Origin of the sequence: Thermoanaerobacterium thermosulfurigenes (assembly GCF_051201035.1) — a bacterium.
Lineage (GTDB): Bacteria > Bacillota > Thermoanaerobacteria > Thermoanaerobacterales > Thermoanaerobacteraceae > Thermoanaerobacterium > Thermoanaerobacterium thermosulfurigenes.
In genome coordinates this window covers 115,212-137,920 of record NZ_JBPODR010000001.1, presented here as the reverse complement: position 1 = coordinate 137,920, position 22,709 = coordinate 115,212, and the positions used below count along the sequence as shown (strand labels likewise).

Genomic DNA, 22,709 nt, shown 5'->3' with positions numbered 1-22,709 from the left:
TGGGATATTATGGATTTAGCTCAGATAAAAACGCTTCTTGAAGATACGTTTAGTAAGGAATTAAGCGAAGGCAAGAAACGCCATATCGTTTTCTGGTATGACGATGATGGGGAATTCAAGGAAGATATAGATGAACTAAATCTTGAAAATGCAAATATAATTAAATTAAGTAAAAACAATTATTTTTATGTTAAGTATCAATTGGAGAAGGTGGATACAAATTCCAACTACCTTCTCTATGCTCCCTTTGAGAAACCGTCCCCAAAAGAGAACTACTTATTGGATGTATTAAAATATAGTATGGAATTTTCTACCGACAAGGCTGCTGTCATCATGAGAGACTTGAATATTTCAGATGATAGTTTAAAGAGCGTGTTTAGGAAGTATATAAAATTCTTTAACAACAAGGACAGATACAAGATTTTTAAAGGATATGAAATAGAAAGGTATACAGAGGAAACAGTGGATGTAACTGTTCTGTCAGCATTGTGCAGACTGCCTTATCCAGATTTTGATGAATGCTTAAGAGTACTTTTGATGGAAGAAGATTTAAAAAACAACAAGTACCTCGAGGCTATCGAAAAGTTCGGAGATATTAGTGTATTCTGGAAACTTGTTGATAAGTACTACGGGTATATTGATAAGGAACCTACTCTCGAAAGACTGGCCGTATTCATGCTGGTTACAAATGTTGCATATTCCCTTAATGGTGAAATACCTGAAACATGGAGAAAATATGTTTCTTCAAGAAAGGCTGACTGTGTGGTATTTTTGAGCAACTTCATGAACCACTCTCTTTACTCTGCTTTCTATGACAGGTTGGCAAACAGTATGGAAGAGAAACTGAAAGTACGTGAATATATCGATAACTGGGAAGTGGAGGACTATATCAACTGTGATACTTTCAAAGCCTTTGACGAAGCAATCATAAAGAAAATTAAAGAGCAACTGCTTATCAGTATAGGAGAATTTGAAAGGTACAGAGATATTATTCAGGCCAGGAGGACAAAGCACTGGTACAATTTGTTTAAATCTGAGTATGAGTGTATTTACTGGGCTATCGAATTGTTTGATTGCTGGAAAGATGTAAGTCAAGACATAAGGCAGTATACCCCTTTAGAGTTCATTGAAAAATATACGAAGCAGTATTATAGACTGGATACTGCCTACAGAAAATTCTATGCTTCTTTCGATAGGATACAAAACAAGGAACTGCTGGTGGAATTAAAGGAGAAGGTTGAGAATACCTATGTCAACGGATACCTGAACATACTTTCCATCAAGTGGTCTGATAGCCTAGAAACTTTAAATGGGAACTGGAAAATTCCTGGCATGGTTATGCAGAAAGATTTTTATAGTACCTACATAAAACCATTTGAAAGCCGTGGTGAAAGAGTATTTGTTGTTATTTCAGATGCGCTCCGTTATGAGGCTGCCAGGGAGTTTTGCGATATGCTCAATAAAGAAAGGAAAGGGTCTTGTGATATTGTATTCATGCAGGGCAGTATACCATCCAGTACTAACATTGGCATGGCAGCCCTTTTACCCCATAAGGCTATTACAATAGATGAGGATTATAAGGTATATGTGGACGGTATATCTTCAGAGGGAACGGATAACAGAAACAAAATTCTAAATAATTACAGTCAGGAATCCATAGCAATACAGTATGAGGATGTAATTGAGATGAAGCGGGATGACTTCCGCAAAACCTTCGGAGGAAAAGATTTAATCTATATTTACCACAACACCATCGATGCCAGAGGTGACCATGCTCAGACCGAAAGGGAAGTTTTTGATGCGGTAGAAGAAGCCTTTGAAGAATTAAAGGTGCTGATAAATAATCTTGTAAATAATGTTACGGCAACCAATATCATTATTACAGCCGACCACGGATTTATATATAAACGTGGAGATCTTATAGAAAGTGATAAGGTGGCAAAAGGTTCTATCGAAGATGCCTATGAAAATAGACGGTTTGTATTGAGTACAAAGCCTTTGGAGCTGGAAGGAACCTTAACCTTTAGCATGGAGTACTTACTTGGACCCGATACCAACCTTAACTTTATAACTCCAAGAGGAGTAAACAGGTTTAAAGTGCAGGGTGCTGGAGCCAACTATGTACATGGTGGTACATCCTTGCAGGAGATTATTATTCCTGTAGTCATATTTAAGAATGACAGGAGCAAGAGCAGTAAAAATGAAGTGAAGAAAGTTGATGTAAAACTCACAAGCATTACGAGGAAAATAACCAACACTATATCGTATTTGGAATTCTTCCAGACGGAGAAGATAGAGGATAAGCGTATACCATTGAGGCTCAAAGTGTACTTTGTAGATGAGGATGGTAACCGCATATCCAATGAAAATATAATTATTGCCGATAGCAAGTCTGAAACTTATGAGGACAGAAGTTTCAGGGAGAAGTTTGTATTAAAGAACAGAAAGTATGATAAAACCAAGAAATATTATCTTATTATGGAAGATGAAGAGGAAACGGTAGAAAAGATATATGATAAGATACCGTTTATTATTGATATAGCAATATTCAATGATGACTTTGGGTTTTAAGGTGAGGAGAGTATATGGATGAATTAAGCAAAAAACTAAATAAATATTTTGCTGGCAGGGTTGTAAGAAAGGACTTAACAAAAAAGATAAAAGAAGGAGCAAATGTACCCATATATGTCCTTGAATACCTTTTGGGCATGTATTGTGCAACAGATGATGAAAATGGAATTAGAGAAGGCGTTGAAACAGTAAAAAGGATTCTGGCTGAAAATTATGTGCGTCCCGATGAAGCAGAGAAGGTAAAATCTAAGATAAGGGAAATAGGAAAGTATACTGTTATTGACAAGGTTAGTGTAAAACTCAATGAAAAGAAGGACGTATACGAGGCCGAGTTTTCAAATTTGGGCATAAAGGGTGTGGCCATATCCCCGACATATGTAAAACAATATGAAAAACTCCTGTGTGGCGGCATATGGTGCATCATAAAGATGGACTACTATTATGATGAAGAGGCTAAAGGTGTAAGCCCCTTTAACATCAGCAACCTGACTCCTATCCAGATGCCCAATCTGGACCTGGAGGAGATTATGAGTGGCAGAAGATATTTTACAAAAGATGAATGGATAGATATTCTGCTCAGGTCTATTGGGATGGAACCTACAAGATTCGAAAAAAATGTGAAGTGGCATCTTCTGGCGAGGATGATACCCCTGGTGGAGAACAATTACAATCTCTGTGAACTGGGGCCAAGGGGTACGGGCAAATCCCATGTATATAAGGAGATTTCTCCAAACAGCATCTTGGTATCGGGAGGGCAGACGACGGTAGCAAACCTATTTTACAACATGGCTTCAAGACAAATAGGCCTTATAGGACTTTGGGATTGTGTGGCTTTTGACGAGGTAGCAGGCATTACATTTAAAGATAAAGATGGAATTCAGATAATGAAGGATTACATGGCTTCGGGCTCTTTTGCCAGAGGGAAGGAAGAAAAGAATGCTTCTGCCTCTATGGTATTTGTGGGGAATATCAATCAGAGTGTGGATGTCTTACTTAAAACATCCCATCTCTTTGACCCGTTCCCGGAGGCAATGGCAAATGATACTGCATTCTTTGACAGGATGCATTATTATATACCTGGATGGGAGATACCCAAAATGCGACCAGAGTTTTTTACAGATGAATACGGTTTTATCACGGACTATGTATCGGAGTTTATGAGGGAAATGAGAAAGCGGTCTTTTTCGGATGCATTGGATAAATACTTTAAACTGGGCAACAACTTAAATCAGAGAGATGTTATTGCAGTAAGAAAAACAGTTTCAGGGCTTGTAAAACTCATATATCCTAACGGTGAGTTTACAAGGGGCGACATTGAAGAAATACTGCGTTATGCATTGGTAGGAAGAAGGCGTGTTAAAGAGCAGTTGAAAAAAATCGGCGGTATGGAGTTTTATGATGTGCATTTTTCGTATATAGACAATGATACGCTAAAGGAAAATTTCGTGTCTGTTCCTGAGATAGGTGGAGGCAAACTTATACCAGAAGGTGCATACAAACCGGGACACGTCTATACTGTTGGACAAGGCGAATCTGGAATGTTAGGGGTATTTAAGATAGAAGTTGAATCAATGGCTGGTTCTGGTAAGCTTGAAAAATCAGGAGCGTACAGCAGTAAATTAAAGGAAAGCATCAATATAGCTTTTAACTATTTTAGAGCTAATTCAAAGAGCATAAGCAGTGTTATAAATACAAAGACAATGGATTTTTACATGCACATACAAGACTTGCAAGGCATAGGATCAATAGATGATATGGCATTGCCTGCTTTTATAGCGTTATGTTCACAATCCCTTTCAAAGCCTATACAAGGGCAAATGGTAGTTCTTGGCTCTATGAGCATAGGTGGGACGATAAAAAAAGTCTCTGATTTGGCTAATGTGTTACAAGCCTGCTTTGATGCTGGTGCAAAAAAAGTATTGCTGCCTATGTCTTCTGCTGTTGATATATCATCTGTCCCTCCAGAGCTTTTTTCAAAGTTTCAGATATCATTTTATCAGGACCCGAAAGATGCCGTATTTAAGGCGCTTGGAGTATCATGATTGATATTGAATATACATGCATGTAGGAAGAAGTGATAAATATGTCTCTAAAACAACTTTTTGAAGAAGTGATGAACAATTATATAGTCGCAAAGAATTCCCAACCATTTAAAGGCAACAGAATGGGCGAAATTTTGCGGAATGAAATTCCAAATGCTATACAAAAATTTAGCTTTATAGGTGGAGATTTTATAGTAAAGGGATCATGTGGCCAAGGCAACTGGGCTGAGATCCCATGGGTCGCTATTATGCATAAAAGGGTTACAAAAACTACTATGGAAGGCGTATATATTGTTTATCTATTTTCATCAGATATGAAAAGGCTATATATCACATTAAATCAAGGCTGTACCAAATTAAAGGATGAATATGGGAAAGCTAAGGCAATTGAAAAAATGATGTCTATTGCGACTAGTATAAGGGATAGGTTAAATCCAAAAGGCTGGAAAACCGATGATAATATATCGATTGGCAATGAATTCTATGAAAAGGGAATGATTTTTTATAAATTATATGAAAAAGACAATATACCCAGCGATGAAGTATTAAAGTCTGATCTCAACGATTTAATAAATATTTACATAGATTATATTAGGATTACTAAAAATTCAAAGGAAGAGAGTATACAAAAGGAAGATATGGAAAATACTTATAACACCATCAAAGATGAAATTACAAACATTAAAAACTACATAAGAAGCAGTGGATTTTTATATGATGATAATCTGATTGAAAACTACTACCTGTCTTTGAAGACGAAGCCTTTTTTAATATTGGCAGGTATATCAGGGACAGGCAAAAGCAAGCTGGCAAGGCTTTTTGCTGAAGCCATTGGTGCGACTGCGGAAAATGGCCGCTTTAAGCTTGTGCCTGTTAGGCCTGACTGGTCTGACTCTACAGACTTATTGGGGTATAAGGATCTAAATGGCAGATTTCATCCTGGAGTTCTTACTACTTTTGTAAAAGATGCGATGGAAAGTCCTCAAAAGCCGTATTTCTTTGTCTTGGATGAGATGAACCTTGCAAGAGTAGAGTACTACTTCAGCGATGTCTTGTCCATCATAGAATCGCGAAATAAAGTTAATAAAACTATTGTCACAGACAGACTTTTAAATAGAGAGCTCTTAGATAAGGATTCTTTTAGCGAATACGGTGATATATACATACCTGATAATCTGTATTTTATAGGTACAGTAAATATGGATGAGACTACATTTCCATTTAGCAAGAAGGTTTTAGACAGGGCAAATGTAATAGAATTGTCCGATGTGGACCTTGACTATGCCTTTGAAGACGTAGAAGAGGTATCGCCAAAGACATTAAACAATGCTTTTTTAAGAAGCGATTTTCTTATGCTGAAAGACTGTGCTGGATATGATGATATCGTAGATGATACAATATCCATATTGAAAAACATAAACGTTGTATTGGGATATTACCGCTTTGGATACAGGGTTAGAGATGAGATATGCTTTTACACTATATACAATTCCATGCATGGTTTGATGGATTTCGATGATGCCATGGACTATGAGATACTTCAAAAGATATTGCCTAGGATAAATGGCAGCAGCATAAGCATAAAGAAAATACTTATAGAGCTTTTTAAGATATGTTCAGGCAACCTTGAGAATAGGTTTGACTACGACAGCGATGTAAGTGAGAAGATGTTTGAAGAAATAGCCAATGCGAAGTACAGAAAATCATGTGAGAAGATAGCGTTTATGACAAGGAGATATGAGGAAGATGGTTTCACATCTTACTGGCTCTGATATAGAACTTCTATACATATGGACTCCTAAGTTTTACTTCACTATAAAGGGGTCTCTTAAAGATCCCGATATGATGAAGCTTGATATAAATAAAGGCGTAAAATCAAGTGTAAAGATATCATGCAGAGATGAATATGTGGCAGAAGTTTATTCGCAGGAGTTGGGAGAGGCCATACAATTGTCTAGTGAAATCGACCCTTTATTTTTTGAGCAACAGAATTATGAAATAGTAATAGAGAAGATATCAGAGTGCAATATTGAGTTTTATCACGATAATATCAATATAAGAAATAAAGTCAGTCCTGTAGGTCATGCGAAAAAAATCTTAACAGGTGTTGTCAATTTCACCAATGACATCGGCTTATCTGATTTGATAATCAAAGTTGATGGCAAAGAGTACCTGAGAGTGGAGATAGAAGTTTACCCTTCAAAGATAGATTATCTAAATGATTATAATGCGATTTTAAAGGATATAAATGATGAGCTTTATAATTTGATTTTTGACTTTTATAAAAAGACTTATTTATTGACCGGACTTAATGACACTGTTGGCAATACCCTTACAGAGTTTTTTGCCATAATAAATCTTATATTTGATAGACTTGATCGTGCAATCGGGATAGTATTGAAAATGCCGCATCACGTATTGGCAAAAGAGAGGGTTGTTGAGAACAACTACAAGGTTAAGAGAGTAGACAATGAATGTATAAAGTGGATAAACAGGCATCAGCAGTATGTAAAAGCTTCAGGTGACGTGATTGCTGTTGAAAAAGCGCTGTCTTTAAAAAATACTGTGACATTTGATACATTTGAAAACAGGCTTATAAAGTACATGATAAAGTCTGTGATAAACAGGCTTAGAATGCTTAAAAAGCGGTATATAGGCAAGAGTGACAATGGCACTGCAATTGTGGATAGGGATATAGTAGACAAAATAGATATGATGATTACAAAGCTTGATAAACATATCTCTACTACGTTTTTGAAAGATGTTGGAGACATATACACAATGAATTCATTGTCGCTTGTTCTAAACATGGCAGCAGGGTATAGAGAGGTTTACAAATACTACATCATGTTATTGAAGGGTCTCATGATGAGAGAGGGCTTTATCAAGATTTCTACCAAGAATATGGCGCTTCTGTACGAGTACTGGTGCTTTATAAAGCTTAATTCGATACTTAGGCATAAGTACAATCTTGTAAGGCAGGACATCATAAAGTTTGATAAAAGTGGCTTATCTGTAAAGATAAAGATGGGAGATAAGGCAAAAGTAGAATATCAGAATCCTAGAAATGGCGAAAGGTATTTTTTGGCTTACAATAATAAGTATGGTGATACTGCGACAGTAGCCCAAAAACCTGATAATGCCTTGTCTCTGGAGAAAAAGGGTTCTAATGTCAAATACAATTATATATTTGATGCAAAGTACAGGATATGCTATGACAATGACTACTTAAAAAAGTATTTTACACCTGGCCCTGAAGAGGATGATATAAATACAATGCACAGGTACAGAGATGCAATCGTGTATGAGAACAAGGATAATCACAATTTTGAGAGGGCTTTTTTTGGTGCATTTGTTCTCTTTCCTTATTCAAAAGAGGATGAATATAAAAATCATCAATTTTATAAAAGCATCGAGAAAGTAGGCGTGGGAGGCCTTCCTTTTTTGCCAAATGCGACACATCTTGTGGAAGATCTGCTAGACGAGGTAATTACTGATTCGCCTGAAACTGCATTTGAAAGTACAGTATTGCAGCATGGGATGTATGAGTATATTGAGAAGATAGAATTCAATGAAAAAGAAGTTTTAGTTGGCAATTTAAGCAGCCATAAACAGTTGGAGGTAAATCTCAAATATAAGTTTTACCATATACCGTATTCTGAAATTAGATCTTCAATTAAATATATAAAATATATAGCAATTGCTCAGACAAAAGCAAAGGGCTTTGGTGATGATGCAGGCATAAGGTATTATGGTAAAGTAAAGAGCTTTGAAATATTAAAGAGAAGCGAGATTAAGGAGATACCAAAGGATTCGGATGAACTATATGTCAGATTTAAGGTTGATAAATGGGAAAAATTAGATAAAAAGATTGATTTGGCAAGATATAGAGTGCGTCGTCGCTTTTATACGAATCTATTCCTTTTAAAAAATGCCAATATTGTTCCAGATCTTTTGATAAAGACGAAAGAAGATTATAGATTGTATCTTGAGCTTAAAAGGCTAGATAAGATAAAAGTTGATATAGATAAAAATGATGTAGACGACGATACAATGGTAACAGGAATAGCATTTAAGGATCTTAATATTTCTTTCACTGGTGATTCTTACCGTATTTACAAAAATTCGATTTTATTAGATAATATAAGTGTAGATGATTTCAGAAAAAAACCTAATATTGCGATAAAAAGAATTAAAAGTCATGTTAAATAGTTTGTAAGTAGACTTCTAACAGTAAAACTATACACTGCTTTTATAATTGGAGGCAGAAATTATGTTAAACCTGCTTATTTTGTTGGCCGAAAGATTCAGCATGATAGGACTTTTGGCTTTTATCTTGTCAAAGGCAAACTTTTTTAAAAAGGTTATAAGCAATAATGTGAGTTATAAGGATCTTTCGATACTCATAGCCATATTCAGCTTGATAGGCATTATAGGAACGTATGTAGGTATTCCTATAAATGGTGCTATTGCCAATTCAAGGGTCGTAGGACCGATGATAGCAGGACTTTTAGGTGGACCTTTTATCGGGCTTATTGTGGGGTTCATAGCTGGGTTTCACAGATTTTTAATAGGCGGATTTACGGCTTTAGCGTGTGGAATATCGACAACGGCGGAAGGACTTATAGGCGGCATCATAAAGAAATACTATAAAAATACGGTTGATTGGAAAATAGCATTTTTAGCAGGCATAATTGGTGAAACATTGCAGATGGTATTGATCCTTGCCATATCGAGACCTTTTGTCAGTGCACTATCACTGGTAAAGGTGATTGGCATACCTATGATATTGGTCAATTCAACTGGGATTGCTGTGTTTATGCTGATCATCAAATCAGTATTTGATGAGATTGACACGATACAGTCAAGACAAGCCAAGATAATCCTTGATATTACGTCTAAGACAATACCGTACATTAGAAATGGGCTAAATAGTGATACGGCAAAAATTGTTTCCGAGATCATATATGAGGCGATTGATGCGGATGCTGTCGCCATAACAGATATGAAGACGATTTTGGCATCTGTAGGATTAGATGAAGCGGATGAAAATTGTCATCTATTTAAAAAGTCTGAAGTGAATGCATTTAGGTTTAAAAAGGTTTATGTGGAAAACAGCAAAAAAGGCCTGTGCCTTTTATCGTCTGTGACAGCGCCATTGTACTGCTACGATGAATTAGTTGGCACACTTAAAATTTTTCGAAAGAATAAGTTTGTAAACAGCACAGATATAGAAGTTGCAAAAGGATTAAGCAATTTGATTTCGAACCAGCTTGAAATCGCTGATGCTGAAAATCAGAAAAGAATTGCCGACGAGATGAAGTTTAATGCACTTCAATCACAGATAAATCCACATTTTCTGTTTAATGCGCTGAATACTGTCATTTCATTTATACAGTACAATCCCGAGGGTGCCAGTAGGCTTCTTATCACATTGAGCGAATATTTAAGAAACAACCTAAGACATGCTGGAAAATGGATAACTGTAGGCAAGGAAATCGAAAATATAGATGACTATTTGTTTATAGAAAAAGCTCGCTTTGGCGAAAAGATAAATGTGGTCAAGGATATTGATGGTGATATTCTAAACATGTACATCCCTGCTTTGCTGATACAGCCTATTGTGGAAAATGCTGTGAAACACGGCATTCTTCCAAAAGACAATGGTGGCACAGTAATAATAAGGGCCAAAAACAACAAGGATTTTATCAGGTTTTCTGTTGAAGACGACGGAGAGGGAATGGATAATCAGATGCGTTTAAAGATTTTAAACGGTGAGTCGGGAAACAATGCAGGTATAGGCCTTCACAATGTGTACGAAAGGGTTAAAAGCATATATAAAAGTGCTTCCTTTAAGATAGATAGCAAAAAAGGACATGGTACAAAAGTTATGTTTGATTTTCCAAAGTTTTACGATGGGGAAAAGGAGGAATTTTCTGGTGGTTTTAAGGTCTCTAATAGTGGACGATGAAATTCCTGCAATAGAAGGATTAAAACATCTTTTAGAGGATTATAAGAATACTTTAGAAGTCGTAGGGACAGCTACAAACGGTACAGAGGCATTTGAGAAGATCATAAGTTTAAAGCCAGATGTGGTCTTTTTAGATATAGACATACCAAAGATAAATGGAATCAATGTTGCAAGCAATATATCATCGCTTGAGAAGGTGCCATTAGTCATATTTGTCACAGCGTACGATAGCTATGCGGTAGATGCTTTTGAGATTGGTGCTGTTGACTATCTTTTAAAACCCATAAATCCATGCAGATTAAGTAAAACCATCAATAAAATAGCCGGGATGATAGATAAACCGGATCAATGGAAAAACTATATAGACAACGAGGCGAAATTCTTTGAAAAGCAATTTAATAAGTTGCCTGTTGAGAAGTTTGGCAGGATAAGGCTTATAGATTTTGATGAAATCGTGTATGCAGAAGCGATGGAAGGTAAAGTCTTAATAAAAACCAAAAACGACATATTTGAATACAATGATACTATGAAGAATTTAGAAAATCGGCTTAAAGAGCCATTATTCTTAAGAGTGCAAAAAAGCTTCATAGTTAATTTGAATAATGTTGTAGAGATACTGCCGTGGTTTAAAGGGACTTATTGGCTTACAATGAATGACGATAAAAAAACTAAAATTTCTGTCGGCAAAAATAAGATAAAAGAACTTAAAATGATATTAGGCCTTAGCAGAAATTAGAAATGTAAACATTTCTTTTTGATAACGTATATTTCTTTTTATCCATTTATCGTTTACTTTCATGGAATAATCGATGAATTTTATTTCTCTTTGTCTTATACTCCTTGTAGAATCAAAAATATAAGGAGGTCTTAATTTATGAGCGCAATAGTATTAGTTATTGCTGCTGCATGTATATTTGCATTGGCGTATCGTTTTTATGGCGCTTTTATAGCATCAAAGGTTTTGGTTTTAGATGAAGCGAGAAAGACTCCTGCTTATGAATTGGAAAATGGTTATGACTATGTACCTACAAATAAATGGGTACTTTTTGGACATCATTTTGCGGCTATAGCGGGGGCAGGTCCATTGGTAGGTCCAGTTCTTGCTGCACAATTTGGTTACTTGCCAGGCACACTTTGGATATTGATAGGTGCAGTTTTGGCAGGCGCAGTGCACGACATGGTTATCTTATTTGCATCTGTGCGGCATGAGGGCAAATCCTTGGCAGAGATTGCAAGAGCAGAAGTAGGGAAATTTTCGGGCTTCGCTGCTACAATGGCTGTGATATTTATCTTGCTTATTACCGTCGCAGGACTTGCAATCGTTGTTGTGAATTCTCTTTTCAATAGCTCATGGGGTACTTTTACTGTAGGGGCTACAATACCTATCGCATTATTTATGGCTATCTACATGAGATGGATAAGACCAAACAAAGTGTCTGAAGCGACCATAATCGGTGTGGCGCTAATGATACTGTCAGTTATATCTGGTCCTGCAATCCAGCATTCAGCATTGGCATCATATCTTACATTCAATCAACACCAGATGACGATTATCATAGCTGTCTACGGACTTGTAGCTGCAGTTTTGCCAGTATGGCTGCTTTTGACACCAAGGGATTATCTTAGCACTTATATGAAAATTGGCGTTATAACATTGTTAGCCATAGGAGTTATATTTGTAAACCCATTGATAAGAATGCCTTTAACCACAAAATTCATCCATGGCGGTGGTCCTATAATACCAGGTAAAGTTTGGCCGTATGTGTTTATAACTATTGCATGTGGAGCACTCTCTGGATTCCATTCTCTTATAGCTACAGGTACAACGCCTAAGATGATTAAAAGTGAAAAAGACATTTTGCCTATAGGATATGGCGCGATGCTTGTAGAAGGATTTGTATCTATAATGGCGCTTATTGCTGCTACAAGTTTGCATCCTGGTGACTATTTTGCCATAAATGTACCGCCACAGATCTTTGCACATCTTGGAATGAATACTGTTGATCTTCCTGCACTTTCAAAGGCTATAGGTGAGACTTTGGCAGGAAGGACTGGTGGTGCAGTTACTTTAGGCGTAGGTATGTCTTACATTTTCTCATCGATACCAGGTTTTAAAGAATTGATGTCATATTTGTATCATTTCTCAATACTTTTTGAAGCCTTGTTTATACTGACGACAGTCGATGCAGGCACAAGAATTGGAAGGTACGTTTTGCAAGAAGCTGGTGGATATATCTACAAGCCATTAAAAAATAAGAATTGGTGGCCAGGTATCATAATCACAAGCGTTTTATTTACATCTGCGTGGGGTTATTTGGTGTACAATGGCAGTATATCTACCATATGGCCTTTATTTGGTACATCGAATCAGCTTTTGGCATCAATTGCATTAGCAATCGGGACGACGATGCTTTTAAAGAGAGGGAAGGCAAAGTATGTTGCCATAACAGCAGTGCCTTTTGCATTCATGATAGTTACGACAGTTACGGCGGCATATCTAAATATTGTGACAAACTATTTGCCATCAGGCAATACGGTTTTAATAGTTTTCTCAATAATAATTTTGCTATTAGCTGTAGCTATCAGCATCGACTGTGTGGTAAAGTGGATTAAGATATACAGGGAAATGCATTTGCAAAATGTAGCTGCAAATTTAGAAACATCTAATTAAAAGCGATAAAAAGGACAGGTGAAAGCCTGTCCTTATGTATTAATATTCTTCTTTTCTTACACCAAATTCGGCGGATTCAACCCATTCATAAGAGTGATTCAACAATGTTATTATGTCTTCGATTATACTATAGTGCTCTTCTTCCTGCTTTATAAGGTATTTGAAGATTTCACTTTCTTCTACATCGTTGGTGTCATTTAAAAACTTTTTATAGAGATCTATGCTTTCTTTTTCTTTATCTAAAATTAGCCTGTATCCTTCAATCTGTCCCTGTATATCTTTAATGTTATTTTTAAAATCTTTTGCGTTGAAAAATATATTTTTAGCCCTTTCTAAATTTCTATCATCTTTTAATTCAAATGTAATTTCGTTCATTTTGTTTTTTAGTATTTCTGCATGTGTCATTTCATCTTTTGCCATCTCTTTAAATACATTGTAAAGTTCATTGTCTTTATTCAATTCAGCTTGATTATTGTAGTACTGTGCACCATCCAGTTCCATTTTGATTGCATACTCTAAAGGATTCATATAATCATCTCCATTATCAATAAACAATAATTTTCCTCTAATAATATTATAACATTACTTGCTAATTAATCAAAGAGGAAGATGAAAATATTTTTTTATAAATTCTTTATAATTTGATTTTATAATACAAACATCGAACAAAATGATGAAAGAAAGGTGGTATATTATGGAATATATACTTGAAACGAGAAATTTAAAAAAGTCTTATGGGAAACACTTAGTTGTAGATGACATTTCATTAAAAGTTCCTAAAGGATCTATATACGGACTTCTTGGACCTAATGGTGCTGGTAAATCTACTACATTAAAGATGGTAACCGGTTTACTTCATCCAACATCAGGTGAAATATTTGTATTTGGAGAGAGGTGGCGAAGAGAGCATCTTGATAAAATTGGTGCACTTATTGAGTCGCCTGCTCTATATGGGAATTTGACGGCGTATGAAAATCTTTTAGTTCACGCAAGATTAATTGGAATTGCTGAGGAGAGGATTAAAGAAGTTCTAGAAATTGTAAATTTAAATAATACAGGTAAAAAACTAGTATCACAATTTTCTACAGGCATGAAACAGAGATTAGGCATTGCCATTGCTTTATTAGGAAATCCTGATTTGTTAATACTTGATGAACCATCCAATGGTTTAGATCCTATAGGTATACAGAATCTTCGAGAATTAATAAAGTCTTTTCAGAAAATGGGGATTACAGTAATATTGTCAAGCCATATTTTAACAGAAGTTTCAAAGCTTGTTGATACAATAGGTATTATAAGTAATGGCAAGCTTAAATATCAAGGAACAATAGACGAAAAGCAAGACATTGAACAGTTATTTTTTAATGTAGTGAGAGGTGAAAAAAATGATTAATATCTTGAAATCGGAAAATTTAAAGTACAGAAGGACATTTATGAGAAAACTTATTATGTTTGCGCCGCTGTTTTTTGTGCTGTATGCACTGCCACAGAAGATATTTATGCCTGCAAATTATCTTATGCCATGGCAACTTCTTATTGATTTGGTTTACAATTGGTGGCCGGTAATTTTTATACCGATTGGCTTGGCGCTTTATGCATCGCTGGTAGCTTTGCATGAGAAAAAATCTGGCGGATATCGAAGTATAAAAAGTCGCAATGTTCCTCTACACAAAATATGGATAGGTAAAATATTGATAATGGCTTTCTATACATTTTTGTCAACATTAGTTTTGATTATTGTTATTATTATAACAGGAACAATAACGGCAGGCGGAGATATTCCTTGGGTTAAAATAATTGCAGGAGGATTTTTTACATGGGTTACTTCGCTTGCTCTTATTCCTTTGGAACTATGGCTGGCAACTTTGAAGGGAACATTTTATAGCATTGCATTAGGGTTTGTAGGACTTATTATCGGTGTGATTGGAGCTTCTAAATCATATTGGATCTATATTCCATGGAGCTGGCCAATAAGGCTTATGTGTCCAATAATAGGTGTTCACCCTAACGGTACATTGTTACAGATTAATGACTCTTTAAGAGATCCATCGGTGATACCGATAGGCATTATTGTATCAGTTTTAGCGTTTTTGATATTCTCAATTCTTACTATGATTTGGTTTCGAAGGAGAGATTTAAATTGATGAAGGTATTGCATTCTGAAATAATAAAGACGAAACGTACGCCTTTAAGATATATTACATTTTTGCTTCCAGTATTGTTTTCATCTGCACTTCTATGGTACTCATCAGAAAGATCTTTATTTGATTTTTATATCCATCAAGCCTTTTTTGAAATCTGGACGGCAATGGTTGTTCCTATTATGGCTGGCTTATTATTTGGTTTGGCTGCAAATCAGGAGGAGAACGCTGGAGGTTTCATAAACTTATTTTGTAATAATTTTGAAAGGAGCAAATTATACATTGGCAAATTCTTAGTCATAGCATTATCAATGCAGATAATAGGCATGATAAGGCAATGGTATATATTGATGTTCAAAAGTTTGAGAGGGTAATGGATAACATTGTCATTAACAGTATAAGATATACTCCTAAATTAGGAATGATAAAAATAAGATGTAATATCGATGAAGATAAAATAAATATAACAGTTTGTGATTCGGGAAATGGATTCAATCAGAAAGACTTAACACATATCTTTGAAAGGTTTTACAGGGGAGATATATCAAGGTCATCAGAAGATGGACACGTTGGTCTGGGACTTTACATTGCAAAGAAGTTGGTAGAGATTCATGGAGGGAAAATAGAAGCTCATAATAGAGAGTGCGGGGGTGCTTGTATTAAGTTTGATTTAAAGTATAAGAAAAATGTGTAAAACCTTAATGAAATCTTGACATAGGGTATATAATAAAAATGATGTTGTAAATTTTACATAAGAAGGTGTAGAGATTGAATAGAGGTTATATCTACCTTATCATAACTGTGCTTTTTTTCAGCACTTATGAGGTTGTAGGAAGAACACTGACAGGCATTGTAAATCCACTTCAGATAAATTTCATCAGGTTTTTTATAGGCGGATTCATATTGCTTCCTGTTGCCATAAAAAATATTAAAAGCAAAAATTTACATATCGCATTTAAAGATTTTTGGTTATTAGTGTTAATAGGGCTTACTAATGTGGTGTTTAGTATGTCATTTTTGCAGATAGGGATAAACATGACATCCGCCAGTCTTTCTGCTGTCATATTTAGCTCAAATCCTCTTTTTGTAATGATTGCAGCTTCATTTCTATTAAATGAAAAATTAGATTCTGCCAAAATTTATGGTTTGATACTTGGTGTAATAGGTTTAGTTATAGTATTTTACAAACAATTGATTTCAGGCGGAAACCATATTACTGGAATTGTATTTCTCATTCTATCTTCAATCATGTATGGTGTATACACTGTATTAGGTAAGAAATTCACTGTTAAGTACGATAGCGTTGTGATGAATTCATTCTCATTCATAATAGGAAGTTTGCTTCTTATACCTTTGCTTTTGTACAACAAATATCCTATTTTTAGTTTACCGCTAAGGGCTATTCCGCAGATGCTGTATTTAACTGTATTTGTTACAGGCATTGCATATTACACTTATTTCTTAGGTTTATCCAGTGTAAATACTGGCATAGGATCTATGGTTTTCTTTGTAAAGCCAATATTAGCCAGCATAATTGCAGCAATATTTTTATCGGAGAAGATCACAATCCAGCTTGTAATCGGCACAATCGTAATACTTATAGGTATATTGATTGTGCAGAAAGACAATATAGCTTTATTTAGCAATAAAAATGCAGATGAAGAGATGTATTAAGGGCCTCAATGTGATTTAGAGGCCCTTAGGTTTTATACATCCAAATTTTCTACCTTTTTCTTGAAGACGAATTTAAGTATGATGTAATATATTATACCGATTCCAATCCATGATGCTCCAAGAATTTTTGCATGGTTGTTTAAGTTTATCCATACGTAGAAGATCACTAAAAAACCTAAAACTGGTGATACAATGTGTTTCCATATATTTAATGATTTATTTTTAATAAAATGAACTATTACTGTTATATGAAGGACTAAGAAAGATGTCAAAGCTCCGAAGTTTATTACTGATGTAAGATCAGCTATTCTATTGCTGTAAATTATAACGAGAACAGCTGAAAGAACAGCTATAGATATAGTTGCAATGTATGGGGTCTTGTATTTTGGATGAACTTTTGACAAGAATGAAGGTAAGTTTTTATCCCTTGCCATACTAAAAAGCACTCTTGACACTGCTGCTTGAGCCGCCAATGAATTCGCAATGCCCCAAGCAAAAGCAGTAGCTAATGAAGTAGTTAACATAAGCCATGTACCACCGGCTCTTTTTGCTACATCGTAAAAAGCTGTGTTAAGGTCACTAAAAGATTTATAGTCAGGCCATATCATTGAAGCGACCCAAGTTTGAAGTATAAATAGTATTCCTGCGAACAAAAGTGCTAATACAGTTGCTCTACCGACTGTTTTTTTACCTCCTACTGTTTCTTCTGCAAGTGTGCTTATTCCATCGAAACCTAAAAAACTTAGAACTGCTATAGAAACTGCACTCATGACTAAACTTAAGCTAAAGTTTTGTGGATCGTAGAAAGCTTTAAATGAAAATTGTGCTCCTCCTATGCCTTTAGATATAGCTACAATACCTACTACTACAAATAATGCCAAAACGATTAATTCAAGTATCAGGACTATTCTGTTGAATTTTGCTGTAAATTCGATACCTAATATATTAATGATTGTATTAATGATTATGAAAGCCAATGCCCATGCCACAATTGGAATTGCTGGAAATATACTGCTTAATGCTGCAGCACTTACTACATACAATAGAGCAGGTACAAGAAGATAATCGAGAAGTATAGCCCATCCTGTAAAGAAACCGATGACTTTGTTTAAACCATTTGTTGCATAAGAATAGACAGAACCTGCTATTGGAAAGGCTTCAGACATTGATGCATAGCTGAATGCAGTGAATATCATACCGATAATGCCTATTAGGTAAGCAAGTGCTACCATTCCCTTTGATATGTCAGCAACAAAGCCATAAATACCAAAAGGAGCGATTGGAACCATAAATATGAGTCCATAAATGATAAGATCCCATACAGATAAAGCTCTTTTTAATTCTTGCTTGTAACCGAATTTTTCAAGAGTACTGTCATTTTTGTTATCCATAGAATATTACCCCCTGATTAAAATTCTATCCCATACGTCTCCAAAACCCAGTTTGGCATTGAGAAGCGTGCTGTCTTCAGTGGATCAACAACTTGAGATATTTGGACATTGCCAGATATACTGAAAAGAGTTGATATTTCTTCTATTGATAGGTCAGTATTTTTTTGAAAAAGTTCTGCCATGTCTTTTACTGCTGTTTCTATGGCTTTTGATATTGATTCGTTCGATGCGATTGTAGCTGTTACTTCATTTGTCTTTACAAGTGGATTATTGAGCTTTAAGTTTTTTAATACTCTAAACTCAACTGTAACGGTGCCGCTTACTTCTACACCTGATACGCCTATCTCTCCATCTCCCATTACAGCATGCAAATCTCCTAATGCGAAAAGTGCACCGTCGACAAAAACAGGCAAATAAAGCTTAGAGCCCTCTCCTATAAGTGTTGTATCCATGTTACCTCCATGAGGACCAGGTGTGCCGCAGTTTATTTCGCCTTCCTTTGGTGCAACTCCAATTACCCCTATCATTGGCTTTACAGGAAATGAGAGCTTTTCGTTGAAGATGACTTTGCCATCATTTATTTCAACTACTTTTGAATATAAATCATTCATCTTATCGCCTAAAACTCCTAAATCCTTTCCTGTCGCAATGACGCCTTTATTTTCAATGTCGATTTTTTTGATTATCACTTCTAATACGTCATTTTCTTTCGCACCATTGATGTAGATTGGACCTGTTGCAGGGTTTACTTTATCCCAATCCATTGTTTCTAACTTGTCATCATTTGTTTTGATTTGGCATGAAAAACAATCTAAAGTTTCTATCTTCACCTCCTCTCCATCGTTTACATTAAGTACAGGATCGTTGTGCTTTGAAAAACTAAAAATGCACTTCTCATTTGTCAATTCATGCATATTCCAGCATCTCCTTTTTATGTAAATTATGTTTAAGCTCATTATAACCCCAAATAAGATGTTATTCAATAAAAATATATTTTAATGATTAAAAGATTTTTGTAATTCCTAAAATGAATGTGCCAAGCTATTTAAAAATATAATTAATATGCTATAATGTTTTTAACGATTATAATGGAATATATAGGAGTGGAGGGGAATGTATGGTAGACAAAAGGGATAAGTACATTTTTTTACTAAAAGCGATTTTGTGGACTTATATTATAATGTGCATAATCATAGCCGGATTAAATTATGGATATGCAAGTAAAGCCCCTAAAAATGTAGCTGATGCTATAAATTGGGTTTGGCAATTTTATGAGAACTGGATTAAGACCATATTTATTATTGCAGGTAGTTTTCTTACTATAAACATAATAGGCAAGTCGAAAAGGACAAAAATGAGAAAAGCGAACCTTATTGGTTTAATCATTGCAGCACTTATTGTACATATTATAATGCCACTGTTTTTTCACAATGGCGATGTATATTTCTTTGCTATGCCTCTTCCATGGACGACAGTGCCATTGCAGCTTCTATACCATAATTCTTCGTTTTATAAAAGTTATTTTCCTATATGGGGTGTTGCAGGCATTTCAAGTGTATTAATATTTTACGTATTGGTTAGCATAATCGTTTTTATAGGAACTTTTTTATACGGTAGAAGATGGCAATGCTCTACAATCTGTCTTTTTAATGGATTTGCTTCAGAAGTTTTTGATCCTGTCTTTCCTCTTTTGGGAAAGAAAAAGCATCTAAATCAAAAGGGAATAAAAATATTTGCATTATTAAGATGGTTATTCTTTGCTATATCGCTATTTTTAACTATTTGGTGGATATTATTTTTATCTGGAGTGTTTTTAGGTGGCAATTATGATGCGATAAGTAAGATAGAATCATATAAGTATCTTGCTGGCGAACTTCTTATGGCTATGTTTTTTTGGATTGCATTAACAGGCAGAGGATATTGCTATTATTGCCCATTGGGAACAGTTTTGGGATTGATAAGTAAAATTGCTGGGCAAAAAATCACTACAAATAATTCAAAATGTATTCAATGTGGACAATGCAATGAATCATGTCCTATGAGTATAGACATAAAAAGTGCAGCATATTACGGTAAAGATGTTACTGATATAAGGTGTGTAGGGTGCGGACATTGTGTTGATGCATGTCCTACAAAAACATTATCTTATACAACGAAAGTTTTAAGTATCTTAAAAAAGAGAGATAAGAAATCATCAATCATGCAAATTTGACAATTATTAGTTGGCAGGCTAAACTAATGTTAGAGATACATCAATCATTAGCAGTAATTATTTTGATTTATATTTGGGGGGATTTTTTTGAGGCTTATAAAGAGATTTGCATCGTATTACAAGCCACATATATGGCTTTTTATCCTTGACATGGTGTGTGCATTTTTTATATCTGCTTCAGATTTGGTTTTTCCTATGGTTACGAGAAATGTGATAAATAACGTCATACCTAACAAGGATTTTAATCTCATATACAGGTTCGCAATTTTGTTAGCTATAATGTACTTCGGAAGGATGATACTTGAATACATAGTAGGATACTATGGCCATGTTTTAGGTGTAAGCATAGAGTACGATATGAGAAAAGATGCTTTTTCACATCTTCAGAAACTTTCTATGAATTATTATGACAATACAAAGACAGGTTATATAATGTCAAGGGTTGTCAATGACTTAAATGAAATAGCAGAAGTAGCACATCATGGTCCAGAGGACCTTTTTTTGTCTATCATAAGAATAATAGGCACATTCATACTTTTGCTTACAATTGATGTAAGGTTGACACTGGTTGTATTTACCATAATTCCTTTTATGTTTATATACATGTATATTTACAACAATAAGTTTGAAGTTATATGGAAGAATGTCCGTGAAACGCAGGCACAGATGAATGCTACATTAGAAGAAAGCATTACAGGAATAAGAGTCGTCAAATCATTTGTAAGGGAAAAATTTGAGAAACTAAAATTCGATAATAAAAGCTCCATGTACAAAAGTGCCAGGTCAAAAGCAGTTAAGCATATTGGTATATTCGATTCTAGTGTAAATTTCCTTTCTAATATATCAGTTGTGATAACTCTTGCAGCAGGTGGCTACTTTATATCGAAAGGCCTCATAAATACAGGTGACTTGGTGGCATATATAATATACATTAGCCAGTTTTTGCAACCTTTGACTGTTCTTTTGCGGTTTATAGAGCAGTACCAGCAGGGTATGGCTGGCTTTAGGCGGTTTGTAGAGCTTATGGATACAGAGTCAGAGATAGCAGATAAAAAAGGTGCGATAGAGTTAAAAGACGTGAAAGGCGATATTGAGTTTGACAATGTCACATTCAGCTACGACAATAAAAGAGAAGTACTGTCAGGAATCAATCTTAAGATAAAACATGGAGAGACAGTGGCAATAGTAGGACCGTCAGGTGCAGGCAAGACCACACTTTTAAGCCTTATACCGAGGTTTTATGAGATAGATGCAGGCTCCATAAAAATTGACGGTATAGATATAAGAGATGTGAAGATATCATCGCTTAGAGAAAATATAGGCATTGTTCAGCAGGATGTATTTTTGTTTTCGGGTACAATAAAAGAAAACATTGCATACGGTAAATTAGATGCTACTGACGAAGAAATAATCAATGCGGCCAAAGCTGCAAACGCACATGACTTCATAATGGAGCTAAAAGATGGCTACGATACGTATATTGGCGAAAGAGGCGTAAAATTGTCTGGGGGACAAAAGCAGAGAATATCTATTGCAAGGATGTTTTTAAAAAATCCTCCGATACTTATACTTGATGAAGCGACATCATCACTTGATAACAAAAGTGAATCGATTATCCAGCAGTCTATTGAAAATTTATCGAAAAACAGGACTACCCTCATAATCGCCCACAGGTTAGGAACTATAAGAAATGCCAAGCGTATAATCGTACTTACTGAAAATGGAATAGAAGAGGAAGGTACACATGAGGAGTTTATGAATAGGAAGGGCGTGTACTATAATTTGTACAACTACCAAAAAGAAAATTTGACGATAGAGTGAAATATCCTGTACAAGTCAAACAATTTGTGTTAAAATTAAATAAAAGTTAATATTTCGTCTGGGGAGCTGGGGTGATAGCCCGGCTGAGAGTTAGCAGCTATTTCTGCTATGACCCATAACCTGATCTGGATAATGCCGGCGTAGGGAGTACATTGGGATTTAAGTGTGCTTATCCAGCACACTTTTTTGTTTCGTATTTCCTTAAGGCATACAAA

Annotated in this window: 17 protein-coding genes and 1 riboswitch; of the genes, 14 read left to right on the top strand and 3 right to left on the bottom strand. The window is 35.2% G+C overall.

Annotated elements, in window-relative coordinates:
- The first annotated feature begins 9 nt into the window (after positions 1-9).
- From pglZ to HNR52_RS00645, 7 genes are all read left to right on the top strand, one after another.
- Entirely contained in the window at positions 10-2,571 is a 2,562-nt protein-coding gene (gene pglZ, locus HNR52_RS00675) for a BREX-1 system phosphatase PglZ type A (protein ID WP_435619409.1), read from the top strand.
- 14 nt (positions 2,572-2,585) lie between these two features.
- The gene (brxL, locus tag HNR52_RS00670; protein WP_435619408.1) at positions 2,586-4,613 is read left to right on the top strand and encodes a protease Lon-related BREX system protein BrxL; all 2,028 of its coding nucleotides are present in this window, start codon (positions 2,586-2,588) and stop codon (positions 4,611-4,613) included.
- 41 nt (positions 4,614-4,654) lie between these two features.
- Complete coding sequence (locus tag HNR52_RS00665) at positions 4,655-6,385, top strand: MrcB family domain-containing protein (RefSeq protein WP_435619407.1); 1,731 nt, start codon at positions 4,655-4,657, stop codon at positions 6,383-6,385.
- The gene (locus tag HNR52_RS00660; RefSeq protein WP_435619406.1) at positions 6,351-8,825 is read left to right on the top strand and encodes a DUF2357 domain-containing protein; all 2,475 of its coding nucleotides are present in this window, start codon (positions 6,351-6,353) and stop codon (positions 8,823-8,825) included. The genes HNR52_RS00665 and HNR52_RS00660 overlap by 35 nt, the downstream gene beginning before the upstream one ends.
- Positions 8,826-8,886: 61 nt before the next feature.
- Entirely contained in the window at positions 8,887-10,584 is a 1,698-nt protein-coding gene (locus HNR52_RS00655; RefSeq protein WP_435619405.1) for a LytS/YhcK type 5TM receptor domain-containing protein, read from the top strand.
- Complete coding sequence (locus tag HNR52_RS00650) at positions 10,553-11,320, top strand: LytR/AlgR family response regulator transcription factor (RefSeq protein ID WP_435619404.1); 768 nt, start codon at positions 10,553-10,555, stop codon at positions 11,318-11,320. The genes HNR52_RS00655 and HNR52_RS00650 overlap by 32 nt, the downstream gene beginning before the upstream one ends.
- A 138-nt stretch (positions 11,321-11,458) precedes the next feature.
- Entirely contained in the window at positions 11,459-13,255 is a 1,797-nt protein-coding gene (locus HNR52_RS00645) for a carbon starvation CstA family protein (RefSeq protein ID WP_435619403.1), read from the top strand.
- A 39-nt stretch (positions 13,256-13,294) separates the two neighbouring features.
- On the opposite strand, the gene HNR52_RS00640 is transcribed toward HNR52_RS00645, so the two are convergent.
- Positions 13,295-13,810: a ferritin-like domain-containing protein gene (locus HNR52_RS00640; protein ID WP_435619402.1), complete on the bottom strand. Its 516-nt coding sequence runs from the start codon at positions 13,808-13,810 to the stop codon at positions 13,295-13,297.
- 139 nt (positions 13,811-13,949) lie between these two features.
- Between HNR52_RS00640 and HNR52_RS00635 the strand changes: the two genes are divergently transcribed.
- The 5 genes from HNR52_RS00635 to HNR52_RS00615 all read left to right on the top strand — a co-directional run bounded on the left by HNR52_RS00635 (position 13,950) and on the right by HNR52_RS00615 (position 17,070).
- Positions 13,950-14,648, top strand: a complete 699-nt coding sequence (locus tag HNR52_RS00635) for a lantibiotic protection ABC transporter ATP-binding protein (RefSeq protein WP_435619401.1) — start codon at positions 13,950-13,952, stop codon at positions 14,646-14,648.
- Positions 14,641-15,399: a lantibiotic immunity ABC transporter MutE/EpiE family permease subunit gene (locus HNR52_RS00630; RefSeq protein WP_435619400.1), complete on the top strand. Its 759-nt coding sequence runs from the start codon at positions 14,641-14,643 to the stop codon at positions 15,397-15,399. The genes HNR52_RS00635 and HNR52_RS00630 overlap by 8 nt, the downstream gene beginning before the upstream one ends.
- Positions 15,399-15,770 (top strand): ABC transporter permease, encoded by a 372-nt coding sequence (locus HNR52_RS00625; RefSeq protein WP_435619420.1) that lies wholly within the window; start codon positions 15,399-15,401, stop codon positions 15,768-15,770. The genes HNR52_RS00630 and HNR52_RS00625 overlap by 1 nt, the downstream gene beginning before the upstream one ends.
- Complete coding sequence (locus HNR52_RS00620) at positions 15,770-16,090, top strand: sensor histidine kinase (RefSeq protein ID WP_435619399.1); 321 nt, start codon at positions 15,770-15,772, stop codon at positions 16,088-16,090. The genes HNR52_RS00625 and HNR52_RS00620 overlap by 1 nt, the downstream gene beginning before the upstream one ends.
- A gap of 74 nt (positions 16,091-16,164) precedes the next feature.
- Positions 16,165-17,070: a DMT family transporter gene (locus HNR52_RS00615; protein ID WP_013787769.1), complete on the top strand. Its 906-nt coding sequence runs from the start codon at positions 16,165-16,167 to the stop codon at positions 17,068-17,070.
- A gap of 32 nt (positions 17,071-17,102) precedes the next feature.
- On the opposite strand, the gene HNR52_RS00610 is transcribed toward HNR52_RS00615, so the two are convergent.
- Positions 17,103-18,461 (bottom strand): APC family permease, encoded by a 1,359-nt coding sequence (locus HNR52_RS00610; protein WP_435619398.1) that lies wholly within the window; start codon positions 18,459-18,461, stop codon positions 17,103-17,105.
- A 17-nt stretch (positions 18,462-18,478) separates the two neighbouring features.
- Positions 18,479-19,375, bottom strand: coding sequence for an acetamidase/formamidase family protein (locus HNR52_RS00605; RefSeq protein ID WP_435619397.1), 897 nt, complete (start codon positions 19,373-19,375; stop codon positions 18,479-18,481).
- 203 nt (positions 19,376-19,578) lie between these two features.
- On the opposite strand from HNR52_RS00605, the gene HNR52_RS00600 reads away from it, so the two are divergent.
- Positions 19,579-20,673 carry a 4Fe-4S binding protein gene (locus HNR52_RS00600; protein ID WP_013787772.1) on the top strand — a complete coding sequence of 365 codons (1,095 nt, stop codon included), beginning with the start codon at positions 19,579-19,581 and terminating at the stop codon, positions 20,671-20,673.
- A gap of 87 nt (positions 20,674-20,760) precedes the next feature.
- Positions 20,761-22,494, top strand: a complete 1,734-nt coding sequence (locus HNR52_RS00595) for an ABC transporter ATP-binding protein (protein ID WP_435619396.1) — start codon at positions 20,761-20,763, stop codon at positions 22,492-22,494.
- 49 nt (positions 22,495-22,543) lie between these two features.
- A riboswitch (TPP riboswitch) is annotated at positions 22,544-22,658 on the top strand.
- The last annotated feature ends 51 nt before the right edge of the window (positions 22,659-22,709 follow it).